This is a genomic window from Vibrio mangrovi (assembly GCF_024346955.1).
Classification (GTDB): Bacteria; Pseudomonadota; Gammaproteobacteria; order Enterobacterales; family Vibrionaceae; genus Vibrio; species Vibrio mangrovi.
In genome coordinates, this window is the sequence record NZ_AP024883.1 from 2,125,235 (window position 1) to 2,141,064 (window position 15,830).

Here is a 15,830-nt window from a genome sequence, read left to right on the forward strand (position 1 = left end):
TACTTGGGTATATATATTCACTCTGACCTGCACCCTTGAAGTCATCGAAACCCAAACGGCGGAGGATGAAGTTCATTTTCCGTATATTCCGGGTTTATTCTCGTTCAGGGAACTCCCGCCACTACTCAAAGCCTTTGAAAAAGTACAACAAACACCGGACCTGATACGAAACCGCCTGTAAATGGGTCCTGAAAGCGGCACCAAAATATTGTCTGCCGGAAACAACCCGGCAGGCCGATCATCTGGTCAATACCTTAAGAAAAGCACTGGGAAATAAATAAAACCCGGATTGAACCGGGTTTTATACCAATGTAATCACAAGAAGGAGGCGGGAAAACCGCCTTCTTTTTTATCAGTCAGAACGGATGATTAAAAGCCGATTTCATCCACAATGAAGCTGCTGCCACATTGGTTAGAAAACTTCGGATCAGCATCCATCATTAAGCTTTCAAGGGAAGCATTTTCATCCAGTTGTTTCGGCAAATTAATATAGACATCCACTAATTTACTGTTCTTACATGAAATCTGTAACCGTTTATACGCTCCGTCGAAAAACGCCTGATCCACAACATCAAAAAAGTCCTGTGTGGAGACAGATTCACCGAGATGCTCCTGCATGAAATAAGCGACATTCTGGTTAAATTCTTTTTGCAGACGAATCGCAGTTTTAAAATATTCATCCGCGTTTCTTTGCGTCTGGCAGGTACCGTGCTTGTACCATTCATGACGTTGTAAACAAGAACCATAGGCTGCACTTGGCATATATTGTCCCAGTAATGCCAGCGTCGATGATGACATCGGAACCGCATCATAGCTGCAGAAAGGACTCACCGAGTGAGAATAACTGCCACAGAATCCGTAACTTGTGCCACAAGAGGCTTTATTCGGCCATAAACCATGCAGGGTAAAGTTTCCGGCCTGATAAGCGCTGGAATCCGTGACCTTACATTCAGGCTTTGATGTGTGTGTTTCACAGAAAGCTGGCTGCCAGCTGAGAGCAAAGACATAACTGTCTTCCTGACCCGCCGTTGAACAGCTGCCAGAACCCGAGCTGCCAGATGAACCAGAGCTGCCAGATGAAGAAGAATCATCACCTTTTACCTCACCACAACTGACAGAGACCCAACGCAACTGCGGATTAGCATTTTCAACCACCACCCGGTACCAGGTGGCGTCATTTTTATTCGCCTCACGAATTTGGTAAGACTGCCCGGAAACCAGATAGATGTTATCAGGATTGGTTTTCTTGTTTTTTGATTGATAAGCCGGACATGACTGGCTGGCATAAAAAGTACCAGAGAAAGTCACCGCGGAACTCTGCCCGACAACACCGAACAACAGTGCCAGGGCAGAAAAAACAGCCAACAGAGTTTTTAGTTTCATTTAACAAATTTCCTGTATAAGTATGTGTAAGCGTCACAATATTAAACATATCAAATTAAATAAGAAAGTAGTTAAATAAAACTTAGTGTCATATTATTTTTGCGAAATAATAATGACACTGTTTTTTCACCGGACATGCCGCAATAACCGGGTCAATCCCGGTTTAGTCTTCCAGTTCATGGGGTAAAAATCATTGGAAGGACTGCCCCTTAAAGCTCCCAGCCGGAGCGGATAATTCAGACCTGATGCCATCTCTTTTATCCGGTTTAGATACAAGTGTTATAGAAAGGTAATACGGACACAAAAAAGAGATATAGTGATTTCTGGTGTATGTGTTGAAGGGATTGCGGTATCTCCTGTTGATTGAGCGAGATCCCGGTCAAAGTGCCGAAGGTCAGGGATCGTACTGGCAACGGGATTAAATTCAACAATTTCACGGCGTTCCTCATCAGTCAGATTGCCCGGCTCGGCCAGTTCTTTCGGTGTCGCGGCGAAGATTTCAATCCCTTCTTCGCGAATATCCTTAAAGAAATAGTGCCCCTGACGGAGCTGGTCGTTGACTTCCTTCCAGGTAGTATGCTTTTGACAAAAAGTCTTTTATTCCAAGTAGTCAGAGAGAAGTTCAGGCATACACAAAATTAAGAAATGTATGCCGGATTGCGAGTTTTTATTGCCATAAAATGTATGCTGATTTTTCAGTCTGCATAAAAGCATACATAACGGCATACATCAAATCTGTGGAAGTTGACGAACATCAACGGACGATAATGGAAGATAACTAATTGATTTATAAGAACTTCAGAAACGAAAAAGGCCGCAGACGAACATCTACGGCCTTGAATGTGGCGGTGAGTGAGAGATTCGAACTCTCGATACGTTGCCGTATACACACTTTCCAGGCGTGCTCCTTCAGCCACTCGGACAACTCACCGAATCGTTGAAATTATTGCTTCAACGGGGCGCTAATTTAATGATTCTTCGGGATAAGGTCAAGGAGAAAAACAGTAAAAATCGCGCTTTTGCAGTTAAGTGGTCATAATTTAGCTCATTGGCCGTTTATCTATACAGTTCCATAGCCAATCCCTGCTTCAGGCATAATAACCCGGCACCCGGAACCAACGGCGACAGCAATCCAGAAAATAACCATAAACAACGCCCATACCACAAGAAATCACGGCATTACTGGTAACAGCTGTCACAATCTGTTCAGACGTAGCCCCGACAGCAAGTAAGATCCCAACATACACTGGCGACTGAAATGCCACATAGGCGATCAAGTCACAACCATTTTTCATCCATGCACTGGGAGAAAAACGTCGCCCGGTACGCAGGACAAAATCACGGAAAAGCCCATATGGCAATGCAATCGCGATATTCACCGGAATGGAAAGCAGTCTTGAAGACAAAGACTGTTCCAGTGTCATACCGGAGATGAATACCTCAATTCCCATCCCGGTGATGAAACAGAACACCACCATCGCGAACGTATCGGCAGCTGCATGACGAACACAAAAAGGCGCACTATTTTTCATACTGTCTCACACCAAAAAAGCAACATTATTTGCGCGCATTAAAACACAATATTTAAGAAATTAATCACCAATTATTTGTGTATTTTTCTATTAATTGACTAGTTTAATAGCAAAAATATAGAATTAAAAACTACAAAAATTGAAAGTTAAATACATGTAAAAAAACCAACAAAATCAGATCAACATTTCGATACAAAAGAGATTCACCAAAGAAACAGTAGTGACGTCTCGCAACTTTGTGCAATTTCAAATACCATGTCATTCCACCCACACAATTGATTTGATCAGGCATGAATTTGACACTTACTGAAATTATTGCGTCGGTAGAACAATCCGAACAACTGCTCAACGAAGAACAGATGCAGGGATTCATTGTCTCTCTGGCTGCTTCTCCCTATTTGATTTCACCGGAGGAATGGCTTCCCTACCTTTGGGGAGGAAGTGAGGTTTCTCCTTTCTCTGAACCAGCCTATCTCGAAGCTTATTGCCAGCAAGTGGTCCAGCTATGGAATGAATCGCGGGAAGCATTACTCGCTGGCTCATGGAGCTGGCCGAAACAGTGTCTGCTTGATGAAGAGGAAATCGTCAATCAGGCTACCCGGGATTTTTGTGAGGGAATGTTGCAGGGCTGGCAGTTCACCAAAGATGACTGGGAGTCACTGATGCCATCTGAGACTGAAAATGGAGCGTTACTCGGAGGCGTTTTACTCTCGATGACAATGCTGTACGATCCGGAAACCGCACTAGCTACGTTAAATGAAGCGGGTGCCGATGCCATGGCACAATTTGAAGAAATCTATCAGGCTATGCCAATGATGCTATCAGGATTGAGTCAACGGGCTCAGATGCTCGCAGAATCTGACGGCTAGGTTAATTAAATTACAAGCATCAAAAAAGGGAAGGTCAATTACCTTCCCTTTGTCCATTACTCTGTATGCTTTAATTATGCGTTGCCCTTCACTGAAAGGTTAAGCTGCTCTGCAAAGTCCAGCATACGATTCAACGGGATTAGTGATTTAACCCGGATGGATTCATCAACAAAGATCTCGTGTTCTTCACCACCATTTCTGAGCGCTTTTTCAATGGCCTGGAGGCCATTCATCGCCATCCAGGGACAATGAGCACAGCTCCGGCATGTTGCACCAGCTCCGGCTGTTGGTGCTTCAATCAGCTCTTTTTCAGGCACAAGCTGCTGCATCTTAAAGAAGATGCCTCTATCAGTCGCCACAATCATCTGTGGATGAGGCAAAGCCTTGGCTGCTTTAATCAACTGGCTCGTCGAGCCAACAGCATCGGCCAAATCAACCACACTTGAAGGTGATTCAGGATGCACCAATACTGCCGCTTCCGGATACAACGCTTTCATTTTTTTCAGTGCATCAGCAGAGAATTCATCATGAACAATACACTCACCATGCCATAGCAGCATGTCTGCACCGGTTTTTTTGGCAATGTACGAACCCAGATGGCGATCTGGCCCCCAGATGATTTTCTTATCTTCAGCATCCAGATGTTCGACAATGTCCAATGCAATACTGGACGTCACAACCCAGTCAGCTCTAGCTTTCACTGCCGCTGAAGTATTCGCATAGACAACAACCGTATGATCCGGGTGTGCATCGCAAAAGGCAGAAAACTCATCCACAGGGCAACCAAGATCCAAAGAACACTCTGCTTCCAGTGTTGGCATCAGAATGCATTTTTCCGGTGTCAGAATTTTAGCGGATTCCCCCATAAACCGAACGCCGCAGATCAACAATGTTTTAGCCGGGTGTTTGTTGCCAAATTTGGCCATTTCCAGAGAATCACCCACAAATCCGCCAGTCGCTTCAGCGAGAGCCTGAATTTCTGGATCCGTATAATAGTGGGCAATCAGAACGGCTTCTTTCTCAATCAGGAGTCGCTTAATTTCTTCAGTATAAAATGTTTTTTGTTCTTCTGAGAGTTGTACCGGTTTCGGTGGAAATGGGTACACGGTATCAATTTGTTCTGTTATATGGCTCATTGCTCTTGCTCTACGCAATTTCCAGTAATCAGCGCATTTTACACGCTCTCAGGAGCGTGTCAAAAGCAGCTCAGGGAATTATTGATATAATGATTGGCTGAGGTTGGTAACGGAAGGAAACAGAAAATATAAAGGAGAACTGCAGTTCTCCCTTTGTATATATCGCTATTACTGAGCTATAGCCTGTTTGGCTGACTCAGCAGAAGCACTGTCAGGATATTCATCAATCACTTGCTGATAATACTGTTTCGCCAGCTCCGAGTTTTTGCGACGTTTCTCAATATCACCCAACTTTACCAGCGCATCGGCGCGCTTGTTCGATTTAGGAAAAGCTAAAACAGCTTTAAAGCTCTCAACTGCTTTGTCATCCTGTTTTTTCGCATAGTAGAGCTGACCTAACCAATAATGCGCATTCGGCGCAAAATTAGACTTGGGAAAATCACGCTGAAACTTCGTAAAAGCATTGATAGCACCAGCATAGTCTCTTTTCTTCAGAATCAGATCAACAGCATTCTGATAAGCAGTCTGCTCATCGACATTTTCACTATATGTTCCAGTGGAAGCTGCCTGTCCTGATGTCTCTGAATCTGCCAGAACTTCATGACCGCTCTTTGACTTGAGCTCTTCTCTGAGGCGGTCAATTTCAACAAATAACTCCCGTTGTCGCGTGAGCATTTGTCCCATATCATGGGAGTTCTTCTCCACCTGACCACGCAAATGCTGAATTTCAGTCGCCATTTCATCGAGCTGCTGCTGCATTTCCAGCTGCAGTTGATTACGACTTTGGAGCAGACGCTCCAGGCGCTCAACTCTTGTTTCCGGACTCGCCGATGATGTTGAAGACACTTGCTCAACATCACCTGTCAAATCGGATACCGGAGCTGGTGTAGCAAGCACACTGCCTGCTACACTGGCCAGTAACATAAGCACAACTTGTCGCTGTAGGTTACCGAACATGTTTAGTCAATCTCTTCAGATTAGTAAACAATAACTGCACGACGGTTTTTGGCATATGCAGCTTCATTGTGTCCACGAACTAATGGTTTCTCTTCACCATAGCTCACAATAGACATTTGACTGGTTTGTACGCCCAGAGCCTGAAGATATTTGTATACTGCTTCTGCACGACGTTCACCCAGAGCAATATTGTATTCCGGTGTACCACGTTCATCCGCATGACCTTCAATTTTAACATTGATTGCCGGATGCTGACTCAGATAAGTCGCATGTGCTGCCAGCATATCTTCATAATCCGATGAAATTGCTGAATTATCAAAAGCAAAGAATACAGTTTGCTCCTGAAGAACCTTCTCTTTCAGTTCCTGCTCAGAAAGCTTACCGCTATCAGAAACTGGTGATACAACAGTGGTATCAGTGCTATTTGCAGAACCAGTTGAAGATTGGTTAGTTGTCGTCTCATTGCCTGAGGCACTCACTGCATCATCGCTTGAGCTACACGCAGTAACCGCGAGTACTGGTAGTGCAATCAATAGCCCTTTAAGAACTTTATTCAGTTGCATCTTCGTTTTCCTTATTTTTTAATCATGACTCATTACAGAAACGGTGACCACGCTGGCGCCCTTACGCGTCCGTTTGTCTCTGGTAACCTGGCTTTAAATCGTCCGTCAATAGAGACCATAGATAGAACATTGGTTTTATTGTAGATCGAACTATAAATAACCATACCACCGTTAGGAGCAATACTTGGAGACTCGTCGAGCAAAGTTCTTGTAAGAATTTGCACACTGCCTGTTTCCAAATCCTGCTTTGCCAAGTTAAATCCTGATTGGTTTTTATTCACCATGATCAAGAATTTCCCATCAGGCGTAATCTGCCCACCTAAATTTTGTGAGCCCTGCCAAGTAAGACGATTTGTCACGCCAGTAGACAAATCTACTTTATATATCTGTGGTTTACCACCCCGATCTGAGGTAAATATCAGAGATTTTCCGTTTGGATACCAAAAAGGCTCTGTATTATTTGATCTACCCCGCGTTATTTGGTGAATTTTTTTCGTAGTCAGATCCATTATATAGACCTGTAAGCTTCCTGATTTCGATAAAACCAGAGCCAATGACTGGCCATCCGGCGAAAATACTGGCGCACCATTATGACGAGGAAATGACGAAATTTTTTCACGTTGCCCCGTATAGATATTCATAATATAGATTTCTGCGTGGCCATTCTGAAAGCTCACATAGGCCAGTCTTTTCCCATCGGGCGACCAGGACGGCGACATTAGTGGCTGTTTCGAACTCAAAACTAAACGTTCATTATGTCCATCATAGTCCGAAATTCTCAGTTGATAAGGATATCTTTCACCATCATTAACGACCACATACGCAATTCTGGTCAGGAAAGCGCCTCTCTCTCCGGTCAACTTTTCATAGACCAAATCGGAAATTCGGTGGGCATATTCCCGGAGACGTTTTGGAGAAACTGTTGCAATATTATTCAGCAATACATAATCTTTTGACTCAACCAACTGACCATCCTGTGTCAGAGACTGTCTCTTGCCTTTTAACAGTTGCGCCTGAACAATATCGACCAACTGATAATGAATCACGTAGTTTCCGGCTGCATTCTGCTTGATCGTGCCGGTCAGCAACGAATCAACACCCAACCGGGTCCAGGCATCTACATTGACGTCTGATTCATCATAGGGAGTCTGTGGCATATTACTGGTTGCAACCGGGCTGAATTTCCCACTCCGCTGTAAATCCGAAGATACAACACCTGAAACATCTTCAGGTAATTTGGCACTTCCCTCCCATTGAAACGGAACAATTGCGACTGGCCTCGCTGAATTAATCCCGTCAGTGATGACGAGTTCTAATGCTGCATTTGCGGTTTGTATGCCTGACATCACGAGAAGCATACAAGTCAAAATCAATCGCTGTAACACAAGCTTTTCCTTTTCTCTGGTACTTCAGTCAAAATTAAATATTCGGTTTAACCGTTAGATTAATATTTTTCAGCCTATTAACAACATCTGGATCATCTTTCGGTAAAGGGAAAGATGGTACCTGAGCAACCGCCCGCTGTGTTGCGGCACACACAGCCGAATCTCCACTTAAGACTTTCAGGCTCCCGACAATTGCACCACTTCCCGTAGGAATGAAATGCAAGTTGACCCGGCAATTTTTACCTTTAAAAGTGTCTTCCAGCCTTAGATTCTGTTCAATTAGCTGTCTATATATCTGACCGTAACGATTCGCTTCACTTTCAATATACTGACTCCGGGCACTACTGTTCTGTTGTTCTTCAGTCTGCAAACCGGAAAAAATATCATTCAGGGCCGCTTCCTGCTGTTTTCTTTCTTTCTCTAATTTTTCCAGACGCGCTTTCTCTTTACGTGCTTTCTCAGCAGCCTGTTTCGCTGCTTTCTCTTTCGCCAAACGTTCCTGTTCCGCTTTCTGAGCTGCTTCCCGCTCTTTTCTGGCTTTTTCTGCTGCCAGTTTAGCGGCTTTTTCACGGGCAACCCGTTCCTGCTCTGCTTTCGCTATCGCGGCTTCTTTTGCTTTTCTGGCAGCCTCAGCTTTTGCAGCACGCTGTTCCTCAGCGATTCGCTCCTGCTCTTTTTTCTTACGTTGCTGTTCGGCTTCTCTGGCAGCTTTTGCATCTCTCGCCTGTTGCTCTTTCAACTGCCGGATTCGTTCTTCCTCATCCCTGCGACTCTGTTCAAGGCGCTCGCTTTCACGACGTAATCGATCCAGACGTTCCTGCTCTTTCCGCGCAGCAGCTTCCCGGGTTGCCTTAATCTGCTGGGCTTGTTGGTGCACCAATGCAGGATCAATGACAACCGCCTGAACCATATTACCGACCGGGTGTGGTTTTTCCTGATAAAACTGTCCCCCCCAGATCAACACTCCAATCAAAACCACATGAAGCACGATTGAAATGATAAGTGGTGCGGTAAAACCTGACAGCTTTTCTTCTCTCTTTTTCATGAAGGTTATATTGCTTATTCCCTGATATCTGTTAACAAACCAACCTTGGGGATGCCGGCTTTGCTCAGCTCATCCAGTACGCGCACAATTTGTGCGTAAGGACTTGTCGCCTCACCACCGACTGCTACAGGTGAGCCGGGATGCAAACTCAGCTCAGCTTTCACCAGAACAATCGCATCCTGCAAAGATAATCCCCGTTTAAAAGGTTCATTATTAATACTCACACCAAGGCCGCCTTCTTTATTGATTTCCACAATAATGAAGCCACCATCATCTCCCGCCAGTTCAGATGCAGGCTTAGCCGTTTCTGTTTTTGGCAGTTCAACATCCACACCCTGAGTGATAAAAGGGGATGTCACCATAAAAATGATTAACAGGACCAACATCACATCGATATAGGGCACCACATTAATTTCTGCGGTCATTTTACGTTTTTTTGGTTGGTAACCCGCCATACAGCTTACTCCCTACCCGCCATGGCCTGACGATGGAGAATACTGTGAAACTCCTCGGAGAAAGTTGCGTAATTTGTTTCGAGTTTACCGACGATTGTCGTCAGTCGGTTATATGCCATAACTGCCGGAATCGCAGCAAATAATCCCATCGCAGTTGCGACAAGTGCTTCAGCAATCCCCGGCGCAACCATCGATAACGTCGCCTGCTTCACCGCACCTAAAGCAATAAAAGCGTGCATAATTCCCCATACCGTGCCGAAAAGACCGATGTAAGGACTAATAGAACCGACTGTTGCCAGAAACGGCAGATGAGTTTCCAGAGATTCGACCTCACGGGAAACGGCAACTCGCATGGCCCGAGCCGTACCATCCATCACAAAATTGGCTTCAGAAGCATGATTCTTTCTTAACCGGGCGAATTCAGTAAAACCAGAATAGAAAATTTCTTCACTGCCGCTCAGTTGATCTTTTCTCTTCTTCACTTCCTGATACAAAACCGTTAAATCCGTACCAGACCAAAAGCGATCCTCAAATGAAGCTGCCTGCTTTTCAGCAGTCGACAACGCTTTCGTTCTTTTAAAAATCATCGCCCAAGACATCACTGACATGCCTAAAAGGATCATCATCACCAGTTTGACCAGAAAGCTGGCCTGTAAAAAAAGATCAAGTATCGAAATTTCAGCACTCACAGTCACTTCTCCGAAAATACCGCGTCGGGAATTCCCTGGGGTTTCATTTTTTGCGTGTCAATACATGCTACCTTAACTATTGCTCGACACAATACCTCATGATCAGGATTAACCAGCTCCTGACAAAATACTAAAGAAGCCTTTTTTTTCTCTATTAGCCGGGTCAGAACTTCTAAATGTTCATCCAGACGCGCACCTTTCAGAAAATCAATCTCCATGCTTCGGACCACAAAGCCGATACTTTGTTCCAGTAAATCTCGCTGGCATATCCCCTGCTCTCTGAGCATTTCTGTCCGTGCACGTTCAAAAAATTTAAGATAGTTTGAATGGTATACAACACCACCGGCATCGGTGTCTTCATAATAGATAGTGACAGGTAACCGAGAAGAAGCTGATTTAGAATGATGCACTTAACGTCCCCAACTGATTCGCATAAGAGCCTACTATAACGCAACTCAAAGGCTTTCGCATGAACGAGACGACATGAATTTTTAATTTTCGGACAAAAAACGCAGCCAATGGCTGCGTTTTCTTTGCTGAGGTTAAATATTGGTAATTTTTTATTCAAATAATTCGGATCAGACTAAAATAAACCAATACGCAACCAGAGAGATAAGGTGTAAATATAATCTGCCAGAACCATCGTCTCGGTTTGAAACCGATCCCGAAAATCATACTGGAGCAGATAGCCCAGATAAGCAAAACTACAATTACAAAATTGAAACCGCCAATCGTCTCTGCGTAGACCTGTGGATTCCACATCAATAATGCAACATGGTAGAAAGCAACGCCCATCAATAATATTCGCCAGAGAATATGATCAACCGGGCGATGCCACTGCTCAACTAAGGCAGAAAAATCACTCACTATCTTTATCCATCATCTCGCTATGTTCCAGCCATAACGCATTGATGATACCGAAAGAGCAAGCCAGTAAAACACCCAGAATCCATGCAAAATACCACATAACTTAGCTCCTCATTAGTAAAGTGAATTTTTGTTGTCTTCAACATACTTATTGTTCAGGCGACCAAACATTTTGTAGTACGTCCAGCAGGTATAGCACAGAATAATCGGCACCATAACTACCGCGACACCGGTCATCAGTTTCAGAGTCAGTTCACTGGATGTTGAATCCCACATCGTCAGACTATGACTTGGCGCCATGCTTGAAGGCATGATGAATGGGAACATTGCAAAACCGGCAGTGAAGATGATTCCTGCATTGGTCAGACTGGAAGCAATAAATGCAATGCCACCTTTTTCCATCCGGGATGCCAGTACAGCAATCAATGGCATAGCAACACCAAGAATCGGAGCCAGCCACAATAATGGATAGTTATTAAAGTTTGCCATCCAGGCACCAGCTTCGCGGGTCACTTCTTTATTCAGCGGATTTGATGCAGCCAGATGGTCCATCGTACTAGTGATCACATAACCATCAATATGTTGTACCCAGAAACCAGCAGCAACAAAAGCAACAGCGACAAGGATACCACATAGCTGAGCAACACCACGGGCACGTGCATGAACAGCATCAGAAGTTTTCATCTGTAACCAGGAAGCACCCTGAAGAACAAACATCAGCACACTGACCAGTCCACACAGAATGCCAAATGGGTTAAGCAGACCAAAGAATGAACCATGATATCTTGGCATTAAGAACTCATTCAGCTCAAAAGGAACACCCTGTAACAAGTTACCGAATGCAACACCAATAATTAATGGTGGTACAAATCCACTGATAGAAATACAGATATCCCAGATATTCCGCCATTTGGTATCTTCAATCTTTGAACGGTAATCCAGACCGATAGGTCTTAACCACAAAGCCGCCAATGTAACAACCATCGCCAGGTAAAAGCCTGAAAAGGAGGTCGCATAAACCAAAGGCCACGCAGCAAATAATGCACCACCAGCAGTAATCAGCCAAACCTGATTACCGTCCCAGTGAGGTGCGATCGAGTTAATCATAACCCGGCGTTCTGTGTCATTTTTACCGATGACTGGTACCAAAGCACCGACACCCATATCGAATCCATCTGCAATAGCGAAGCCGACAAACAGCACACCAATCAGGACCCACCATACAAATCGTAAGATTTCGTAATCCATAATATTCTTCTCCTCGCCTTAAGCTTCTACCTGGCGGTTAACTTGATCTGTTGCTGAAGTTCCATTTTCAAAATGGTAACGACCGGTTTTCAGGCTACTTGGGCCTTTCCGGGCAAATTTCACCATTAGATAAACTTCGGCAACAAGGAACGCCGTATACAATGCAAGAATTGCAAGAAGGGAAATCACCAATTCGCTGGTACTCAATGCAGAATTCGCAATATTCACAGGCAGGATTTCACCGACAGCCCATGGTTGACGTCCATATTCCGCAACAAACCAACCAGCTTCAACACCGATCCATGGCAGAGGAATACTGTAAAGTGCAGCTTTCAGAATCCAGTTTTTCTGTTCGATCTTCTGACGACAGGTCTGAATAAATGCCGCAATAAAGACAACCAGCATAATCACACCACAGGCAACCATAATCCGGAAGGACCAGAACAATGGCCAGACAGTTGGGAGTGAGTCATCGGCAGCCGCCTGAATCTGTTCTTCAGATGCATCTGCGACATTGTCGGTATAGCGCTTCAAGAGCATGCCGTATCCCAGATCTGCTTTCACTTCATCAAAGGCATCACGGTTCATTTCAGACGTATCACCGGAACGTAGCTTCTGGAGAAGTTCATAAGCATACATACCATTACGGATACGCTCGATGTGTTCTTCCCGCAAATCGCTTAATCCTTTTACTGGTGTATCCAGTGAGCGTGTTGCAATAATTCCCATAACATAAGGAATTTTAATTGCAAAATCAGTGTGCATCGTTTCCTGATTCGGGAAACCAAACAGTGTAAATGAAGCTGGTGCTTCTTCGGTATGCCATTCAGCTTCGATCGCAGCAAGTTTTGCTTTCTGAACATCACCCAGCTCATAGCCTGACTCATCACCCAAAACGATGACAGAAAGAACCGCAGCCATACCAAATGATGCAGCAATAGCAAATGAACGACGGGCAAAAGGAATATCCCGGCCTTTTAGCAGGTAATAAGCACTCACACCGAGAATGAACATAGCACCGGTGACATAGCCGGATGCAACCGTGTGAACAAATTTCACCTGAGCTACAGGGTTAAGAACAACTTCAGCAAAACTCACCATCTCCATTCGCATGGTTTCGAAGTTGAAATCAGAACCAACCGGATTTTGCATCCAGCCGTTTGCTACCAGGATCCAAAGTGCGGAGAAATTAGAACCCAATGCAACCAACCAGGTTGTTACCAAGTGTTGACGTTTGGAAAGTCGATCCCATCCGAAGAAGAACAAACCGACAAATGTAGACTCAAGGAAGAAAGCTACCAGCGCTTCGATGGCAAGAGGTGCACCAAAAATGTCACCAACGTAGTGCGAGTAGTACGACCAGTTTGTACCAAACTGAAACTCCATTGTTAGCCCTGTCGCAACGCCCAGAGCAAAGTTAATACCGAACAGCTTACCCCAGAATTTTGTCATATCCTTGTAGATTTGCTTATCGGTCATCACATAAAGTGACTCCATGATAGCGAGTAAAAACGTCATCCCTAGAGTCAGTGGAACAAACAGAAAGTGATACATCGCTGTAAGCGCGAACTGCAACCGCGATAGATCAACTATGTCAATCATGATAACTCCTTTGTGTCGGCTGAAAGACACCACTCAGATTAAAGCAACCAAATTTTATCAATTCATACCTGTCAAAAAATTATAGAAAAGCAGAATATTTGTTACATCAACGTGTATTTTTCTTTGATCAAATATTAATCAAGCAAAATACATATTGCCAAAATACTACTGTCAAATAACTGAGCTTTCAAAGAGTTTGTCTACAGGTCACGTCTTGATTTAGATCAAGTTTTACACACGACAAACCAGTAAAAAAACAACAAAATGATTAAGATCAAAATAAGGAGGAGTTAATTGATGTTTTTTTGTAATAAATAGATTTTGTTTACCCAATAAACACACAAATAATTAACATTAATACTAAGTTAGTAATCTATTTGCTACCTAATAAATTTCCATAAATGAGAGACTTATCACAAATGGAAATCCGTTTATCTATCTATTTATATGCAAAAAATTATTTTTCGAAACCGAAATGAAGGTAAGCCCGTTCCGTAGCAATACGACCTCTGGGAGTTCGCTGTAAATAACCCTGCTGAATCAAATAGGGTTCAATTACATCTTCTATTGTATCTTTTTCTTCACCAATTGCAGCTGCAAGATTATCTAAACCAACCGGACCTCCGGAAAATTTTTCAATAATCGTGATCAACAGCTTACGATCCATAAAATCAAAGCCCTGAACATCGACATCAAGCATATTTAATGCACTATCTGCAGTTCCGGAACAAATATTACCGTCCCCTTTGACTTCCGCATAATCTCTGACTCTTCGCAGCAATCGGTTCGCAATCCGCGGGGTTCCTCTGGAGCGGCGGGCAACTTCCAACGCACCTTCAGGTTCAATGGAAAGAGACAGACACTCAGCACTTCTCTGTACGATATTCTGCAAATCACGGACCTGATAATACTCCAACCTCTGCACGATCCCGAAACGGTCCCGAAGCGGAGAAGTCAGAGAACCGGCACGGGTCGTCGCACCAATGAGTGTAAAAGGCGGCAAATCAATTTTGATCGAGCGAGCTGCCGGTCCTTCTCCAATCATAATATCCAACTGATAATCTTCCATTGCCGGATAAAGTACCTCTTCAACAACCGGACTTAATCGGTGGATCTCGTCAATAAACAGAACATCATTTTCTTCAAGGTTGGTTAACAGGGCAGCTAAATCTCCGGCTTTCTCCAGTACCGGCCCGGATGTTGTCCGGATATTAACCCCCATTTCATTGGCAACAATATTAGCTAATGTCGTTTTCCCCAGCCCCGGCGGACCAAAAATCAATAGATGATCCAGAGCTTCACTACGACGCTGTGCAGCCTGAATAAATATTTCCATCTGATTGCGCACATGATCCTGCCCCTGATAATCAGCCAGAAGTTTAGGGCGAATAGCGCGATCAATCACTTCATCATCTTTGAAAGGTGTACCTACCGGCGTAACAAAACGATCCGCTTCAATCATACCATCGCTCTCAGTGCTTCTTTAATCAGGGCTTCACTACTCATATCCGGCTGGGCAACCTGAGCAACTATTTTTGAAGCTTGCTGAGGTTTATAACCAAGTGCCAAGAGCGCACTTACTGCCTCTTCTTCTGCATGACTGGCTGAATTTTGCGGATGGCTCGGAGCTGAATCCTGCACCAGTTCAAACTCATGAATTTCTGAAGTCGAAAAAGATGCCAGACGGTCTTTCATTTCAACGACCAGACGCTCTGCCGTTTTCTTGCCGACACCCGGTAATTTAACCAACATTGAAACATCTTCACGTTTGACACACTCAACAAACTGACTGGCTGTCATTCCGGACAGAATTGCCAAACCAAGTTTCGGACCGACGCCATTCGCTTTGATGACTTCTCTGAACAAGGCTCGCTCCGCTTTCGAGTTAAAACCATACAGCAGTTGTGCATCTTCCCGGACAACAAAATGCGTATAGATAACCGCTTCCTGTTCCAGTTCGGGTAATTCATAAAAGCAACTCATCGGCATCTGAACTTCATAGCCGATTCCACCCACTTCAATCAATACTTCCGGTGGCTGCTTTTCCAGCAGAGTTCCTCTAAGACGTCCAATCACGGTTTTTCCTTTTTCATATCCAG

18 protein-coding genes and 1 tRNA gene are annotated in these 15,830 nt (G+C 44.2%); 2 read left to right on the forward strand and 17 right to left on the reverse strand.

The genetic code is table 11. The features are described from left to right. Positions 1 to 22: 22 nt before the first annotated feature. On the forward strand, positions 23 to 181 hold the full coding sequence (locus OCU74_RS22100; protein WP_390623649.1) for an endonuclease V: 159 nt from the start codon (positions 23 to 25) through the stop codon (positions 179 to 181). A gap of 188 nt (positions 182 to 369) precedes the next feature. On the opposite strand, the gene OCU74_RS09520 is transcribed toward OCU74_RS22100, so the two are convergent. The 3 genes from OCU74_RS09520 to OCU74_RS09530 form a co-directional block, all read right to left on the reverse strand. Further along, entirely contained in the window at positions 370 to 1,383 is a 1,014-nt protein-coding gene (locus OCU74_RS09520; RefSeq protein WP_087479500.1) for a ribonuclease T2 family protein, read from the reverse strand. 843 nt (positions 1,384 to 2,226) lie between these two features. Then, positions 2,227 to 2,314: transfer RNA gene (locus OCU74_RS09525), tRNA-Ser, on the reverse strand. Between the two features lie 157 nt (positions 2,315 to 2,471). Next, complete coding sequence (locus OCU74_RS09530; protein WP_087479502.1) at positions 2,472 to 2,915, reverse strand: L-alanine exporter AlaE; 444 nt, start codon at positions 2,913 to 2,915, stop codon at positions 2,472 to 2,474. 290 nt (positions 2,916 to 3,205) lie between these two features. On the opposite strand from OCU74_RS09530, the gene OCU74_RS09535 reads away from it, so the two are divergent. Continuing rightward, complete coding sequence (locus OCU74_RS09535; RefSeq protein WP_087479503.1) at positions 3,206 to 3,784, forward strand: UPF0149 family protein; 579 nt, start codon at positions 3,206 to 3,208, stop codon at positions 3,782 to 3,784. Between the two features lie 74 nt (positions 3,785 to 3,858). On the opposite strand, the gene nadA is transcribed toward OCU74_RS09535, so the two are convergent. The 14 genes from nadA to ruvA form a co-directional block, all read right to left on the reverse strand. Continuing rightward, positions 3,859 to 4,920, reverse strand: a complete 1,062-nt coding sequence (gene nadA, locus OCU74_RS09540) for a quinolinate synthase NadA (RefSeq protein WP_087479504.1) — start codon at positions 4,918 to 4,920, stop codon at positions 3,859 to 3,861. A gap of 168 nt (positions 4,921 to 5,088) precedes the next feature. Further along, positions 5,089 to 5,877, reverse strand: coding sequence for a tol-pal system protein YbgF (gene ybgF / locus OCU74_RS09545; protein WP_087479505.1), 789 nt, complete (start codon positions 5,875 to 5,877; stop codon positions 5,089 to 5,091). A 20-nt stretch (positions 5,878 to 5,897) separates the two neighbouring features. Then, complete coding sequence (gene pal / locus OCU74_RS09550) at positions 5,898 to 6,440, reverse strand: peptidoglycan-associated lipoprotein Pal (RefSeq protein ID WP_087479506.1); 543 nt, start codon at positions 6,438 to 6,440, stop codon at positions 5,898 to 5,900. A gap of 32 nt (positions 6,441 to 6,472) precedes the next feature. Beyond that, positions 6,473 to 7,798 carry a Tol-Pal system beta propeller repeat protein TolB gene (gene tolB, locus OCU74_RS09555; protein ID WP_412556306.1) on the reverse strand — a complete coding sequence of 442 codons (1,326 nt, stop codon included), beginning with the start codon at positions 7,796 to 7,798 and terminating at the stop codon, positions 6,473 to 6,475. A gap of 61 nt (positions 7,799 to 7,859) precedes the next feature. Beyond that, positions 7,860 to 8,870 carry a cell envelope integrity protein TolA gene (tolA, locus tag OCU74_RS09560; protein WP_087479508.1) on the reverse strand — a complete coding sequence of 337 codons (1,011 nt, stop codon included), beginning with the start codon at positions 8,868 to 8,870 and terminating at the stop codon, positions 7,860 to 7,862. 14 nt (positions 8,871 to 8,884) lie between these two features. Continuing rightward, entirely contained in the window at positions 8,885 to 9,325 is a 441-nt protein-coding gene (locus OCU74_RS09565) for an ExbD/TolR family protein (RefSeq protein ID WP_087479509.1), read from the reverse strand. A 5-nt stretch (positions 9,326 to 9,330) separates the two neighbouring features. Continuing rightward, positions 9,331 to 10,014, reverse strand: coding sequence for a protein TolQ (gene tolQ, locus OCU74_RS09570; RefSeq protein WP_087479510.1), 684 nt, complete (start codon positions 10,012 to 10,014; stop codon positions 9,331 to 9,333). A 2-nt stretch (positions 10,015 to 10,016) separates the two neighbouring features. After that, positions 10,017 to 10,424 (reverse strand): tol-pal system-associated acyl-CoA thioesterase, encoded by a 408-nt coding sequence (gene ybgC, locus OCU74_RS09575; RefSeq protein ID WP_087479511.1) that lies wholly within the window; start codon positions 10,422 to 10,424, stop codon positions 10,017 to 10,019. Between the two features lie 154 nt (positions 10,425 to 10,578). After that, positions 10,579 to 10,881, reverse strand: a complete 303-nt coding sequence (gene ybgE / locus OCU74_RS09580) for a cyd operon protein YbgE (protein ID WP_087479512.1) — start codon at positions 10,879 to 10,881, stop codon at positions 10,579 to 10,581. Then, positions 10,874 to 10,981: a cytochrome bd-I oxidase subunit CydX gene (gene cydX / locus OCU74_RS09585; RefSeq protein ID WP_087479513.1), complete on the reverse strand. Its 108-nt coding sequence runs from the start codon at positions 10,979 to 10,981 to the stop codon at positions 10,874 to 10,876. The genes ybgE and cydX overlap by 8 nt, the downstream gene beginning before the upstream one ends. Positions 10,982 to 10,995: 14 nt before the next feature. Further along, a complete protein-coding gene (gene cydB / locus OCU74_RS09590) occupies positions 10,996 to 12,132 on the reverse strand; it encodes a cytochrome d ubiquinol oxidase subunit II (RefSeq protein WP_087479514.1) in 1,137 nt (378 codons plus the stop codon). Between the two features lie 15 nt (positions 12,133 to 12,147). Further along, positions 12,148 to 13,731 carry a cytochrome ubiquinol oxidase subunit I gene (gene cydA, locus OCU74_RS09595; protein WP_087479515.1) on the reverse strand — a complete coding sequence of 528 codons (1,584 nt, stop codon included), beginning with the start codon at positions 13,729 to 13,731 and terminating at the stop codon, positions 12,148 to 12,150. 457 nt (positions 13,732 to 14,188) lie between these two features. Continuing rightward, positions 14,189 to 15,193 (reverse strand): Holliday junction branch migration DNA helicase RuvB, encoded by a 1,005-nt coding sequence (gene ruvB / locus OCU74_RS09600; protein WP_087479516.1) that lies wholly within the window; start codon positions 15,191 to 15,193, stop codon positions 14,189 to 14,191. Beyond that, positions 15,190 to 15,807, reverse strand: a complete 618-nt coding sequence (gene ruvA, locus OCU74_RS09605) for a Holliday junction branch migration protein RuvA (RefSeq protein ID WP_087480098.1) — start codon at positions 15,805 to 15,807, stop codon at positions 15,190 to 15,192. Before ruvA ends, ruvB begins: the two co-directional genes overlap by 4 nt. Positions 15,808 to 15,830 lie beyond the last annotated feature (23 nt).

Bases quoted from the DNA above. Each gene is read 5' to 3' on its own strand.
- OCU74_RS09520 (WP_087479500.1), bottom strand. From the start codon at position 1,383: ATGAAACTAAAAACTCTGTTGGCTGTTTTTTCTGCCCTGGCACTGTTG.
- OCU74_RS09530 (WP_087479502.1), bottom strand. From the start codon at position 2,915: ATGAAAAATAGTGCGCCTTTTTGTGTTCGTCATGCAGCTGCCGATACG.
- OCU74_RS09535 (WP_087479503.1), top strand. From the start codon at position 3,206: ATGAATTTGACACTTACTGAAATTATTGCGTCGGTAGAACAATCCGAA.
- nadA (WP_087479504.1), bottom strand. From the start codon at position 4,920: ATGAGCCATATAACAGAACAAATTGATACCGTGTACCCATTTCCACCG.
- ybgF (WP_087479505.1), bottom strand. From the start codon at position 5,877: ATGTTCGGTAACCTACAGCGACAAGTTGTGCTTATGTTACTGGCCAGT.
- pal (WP_087479506.1), bottom strand. From the start codon at position 6,440: ATGCAACTGAATAAAGTTCTTAAAGGGCTATTGATTGCACTACCAGTA.
- tolB (WP_412556306.1), bottom strand. From the start codon at position 7,798: ATGCTTCTCGTGATGTCAGGCATACAAACCGCAAATGCAGCATTAGAA.
- tolA (WP_087479508.1), bottom strand. From the start codon at position 8,870: ATGAAAAAGAGAGAAGAAAAGCTGTCAGGTTTTACCGCACCACTTATC.
- OCU74_RS09565 (WP_087479509.1), bottom strand. From the start codon at position 9,325: ATGGCGGGTTACCAACCAAAAAAACGTAAAATGACCGCAGAAATTAAT.
- cydX (WP_087479513.1), bottom strand. From the start codon at position 10,981: ATGTGGTATTTTGCATGGATTCTGGGTGTTTTACTGGCTTGCTCTTTC.
- cydA (WP_087479515.1), bottom strand. From the start codon at position 13,731: ATGATTGACATAGTTGATCTATCGCGGTTGCAGTTCGCGCTTACAGCG.
- ruvB (WP_087479516.1), bottom strand. From the start codon at position 15,193: ATGATTGAAGCGGATCGTTTTGTTACGCCGGTAGGTACACCTTTCAAA.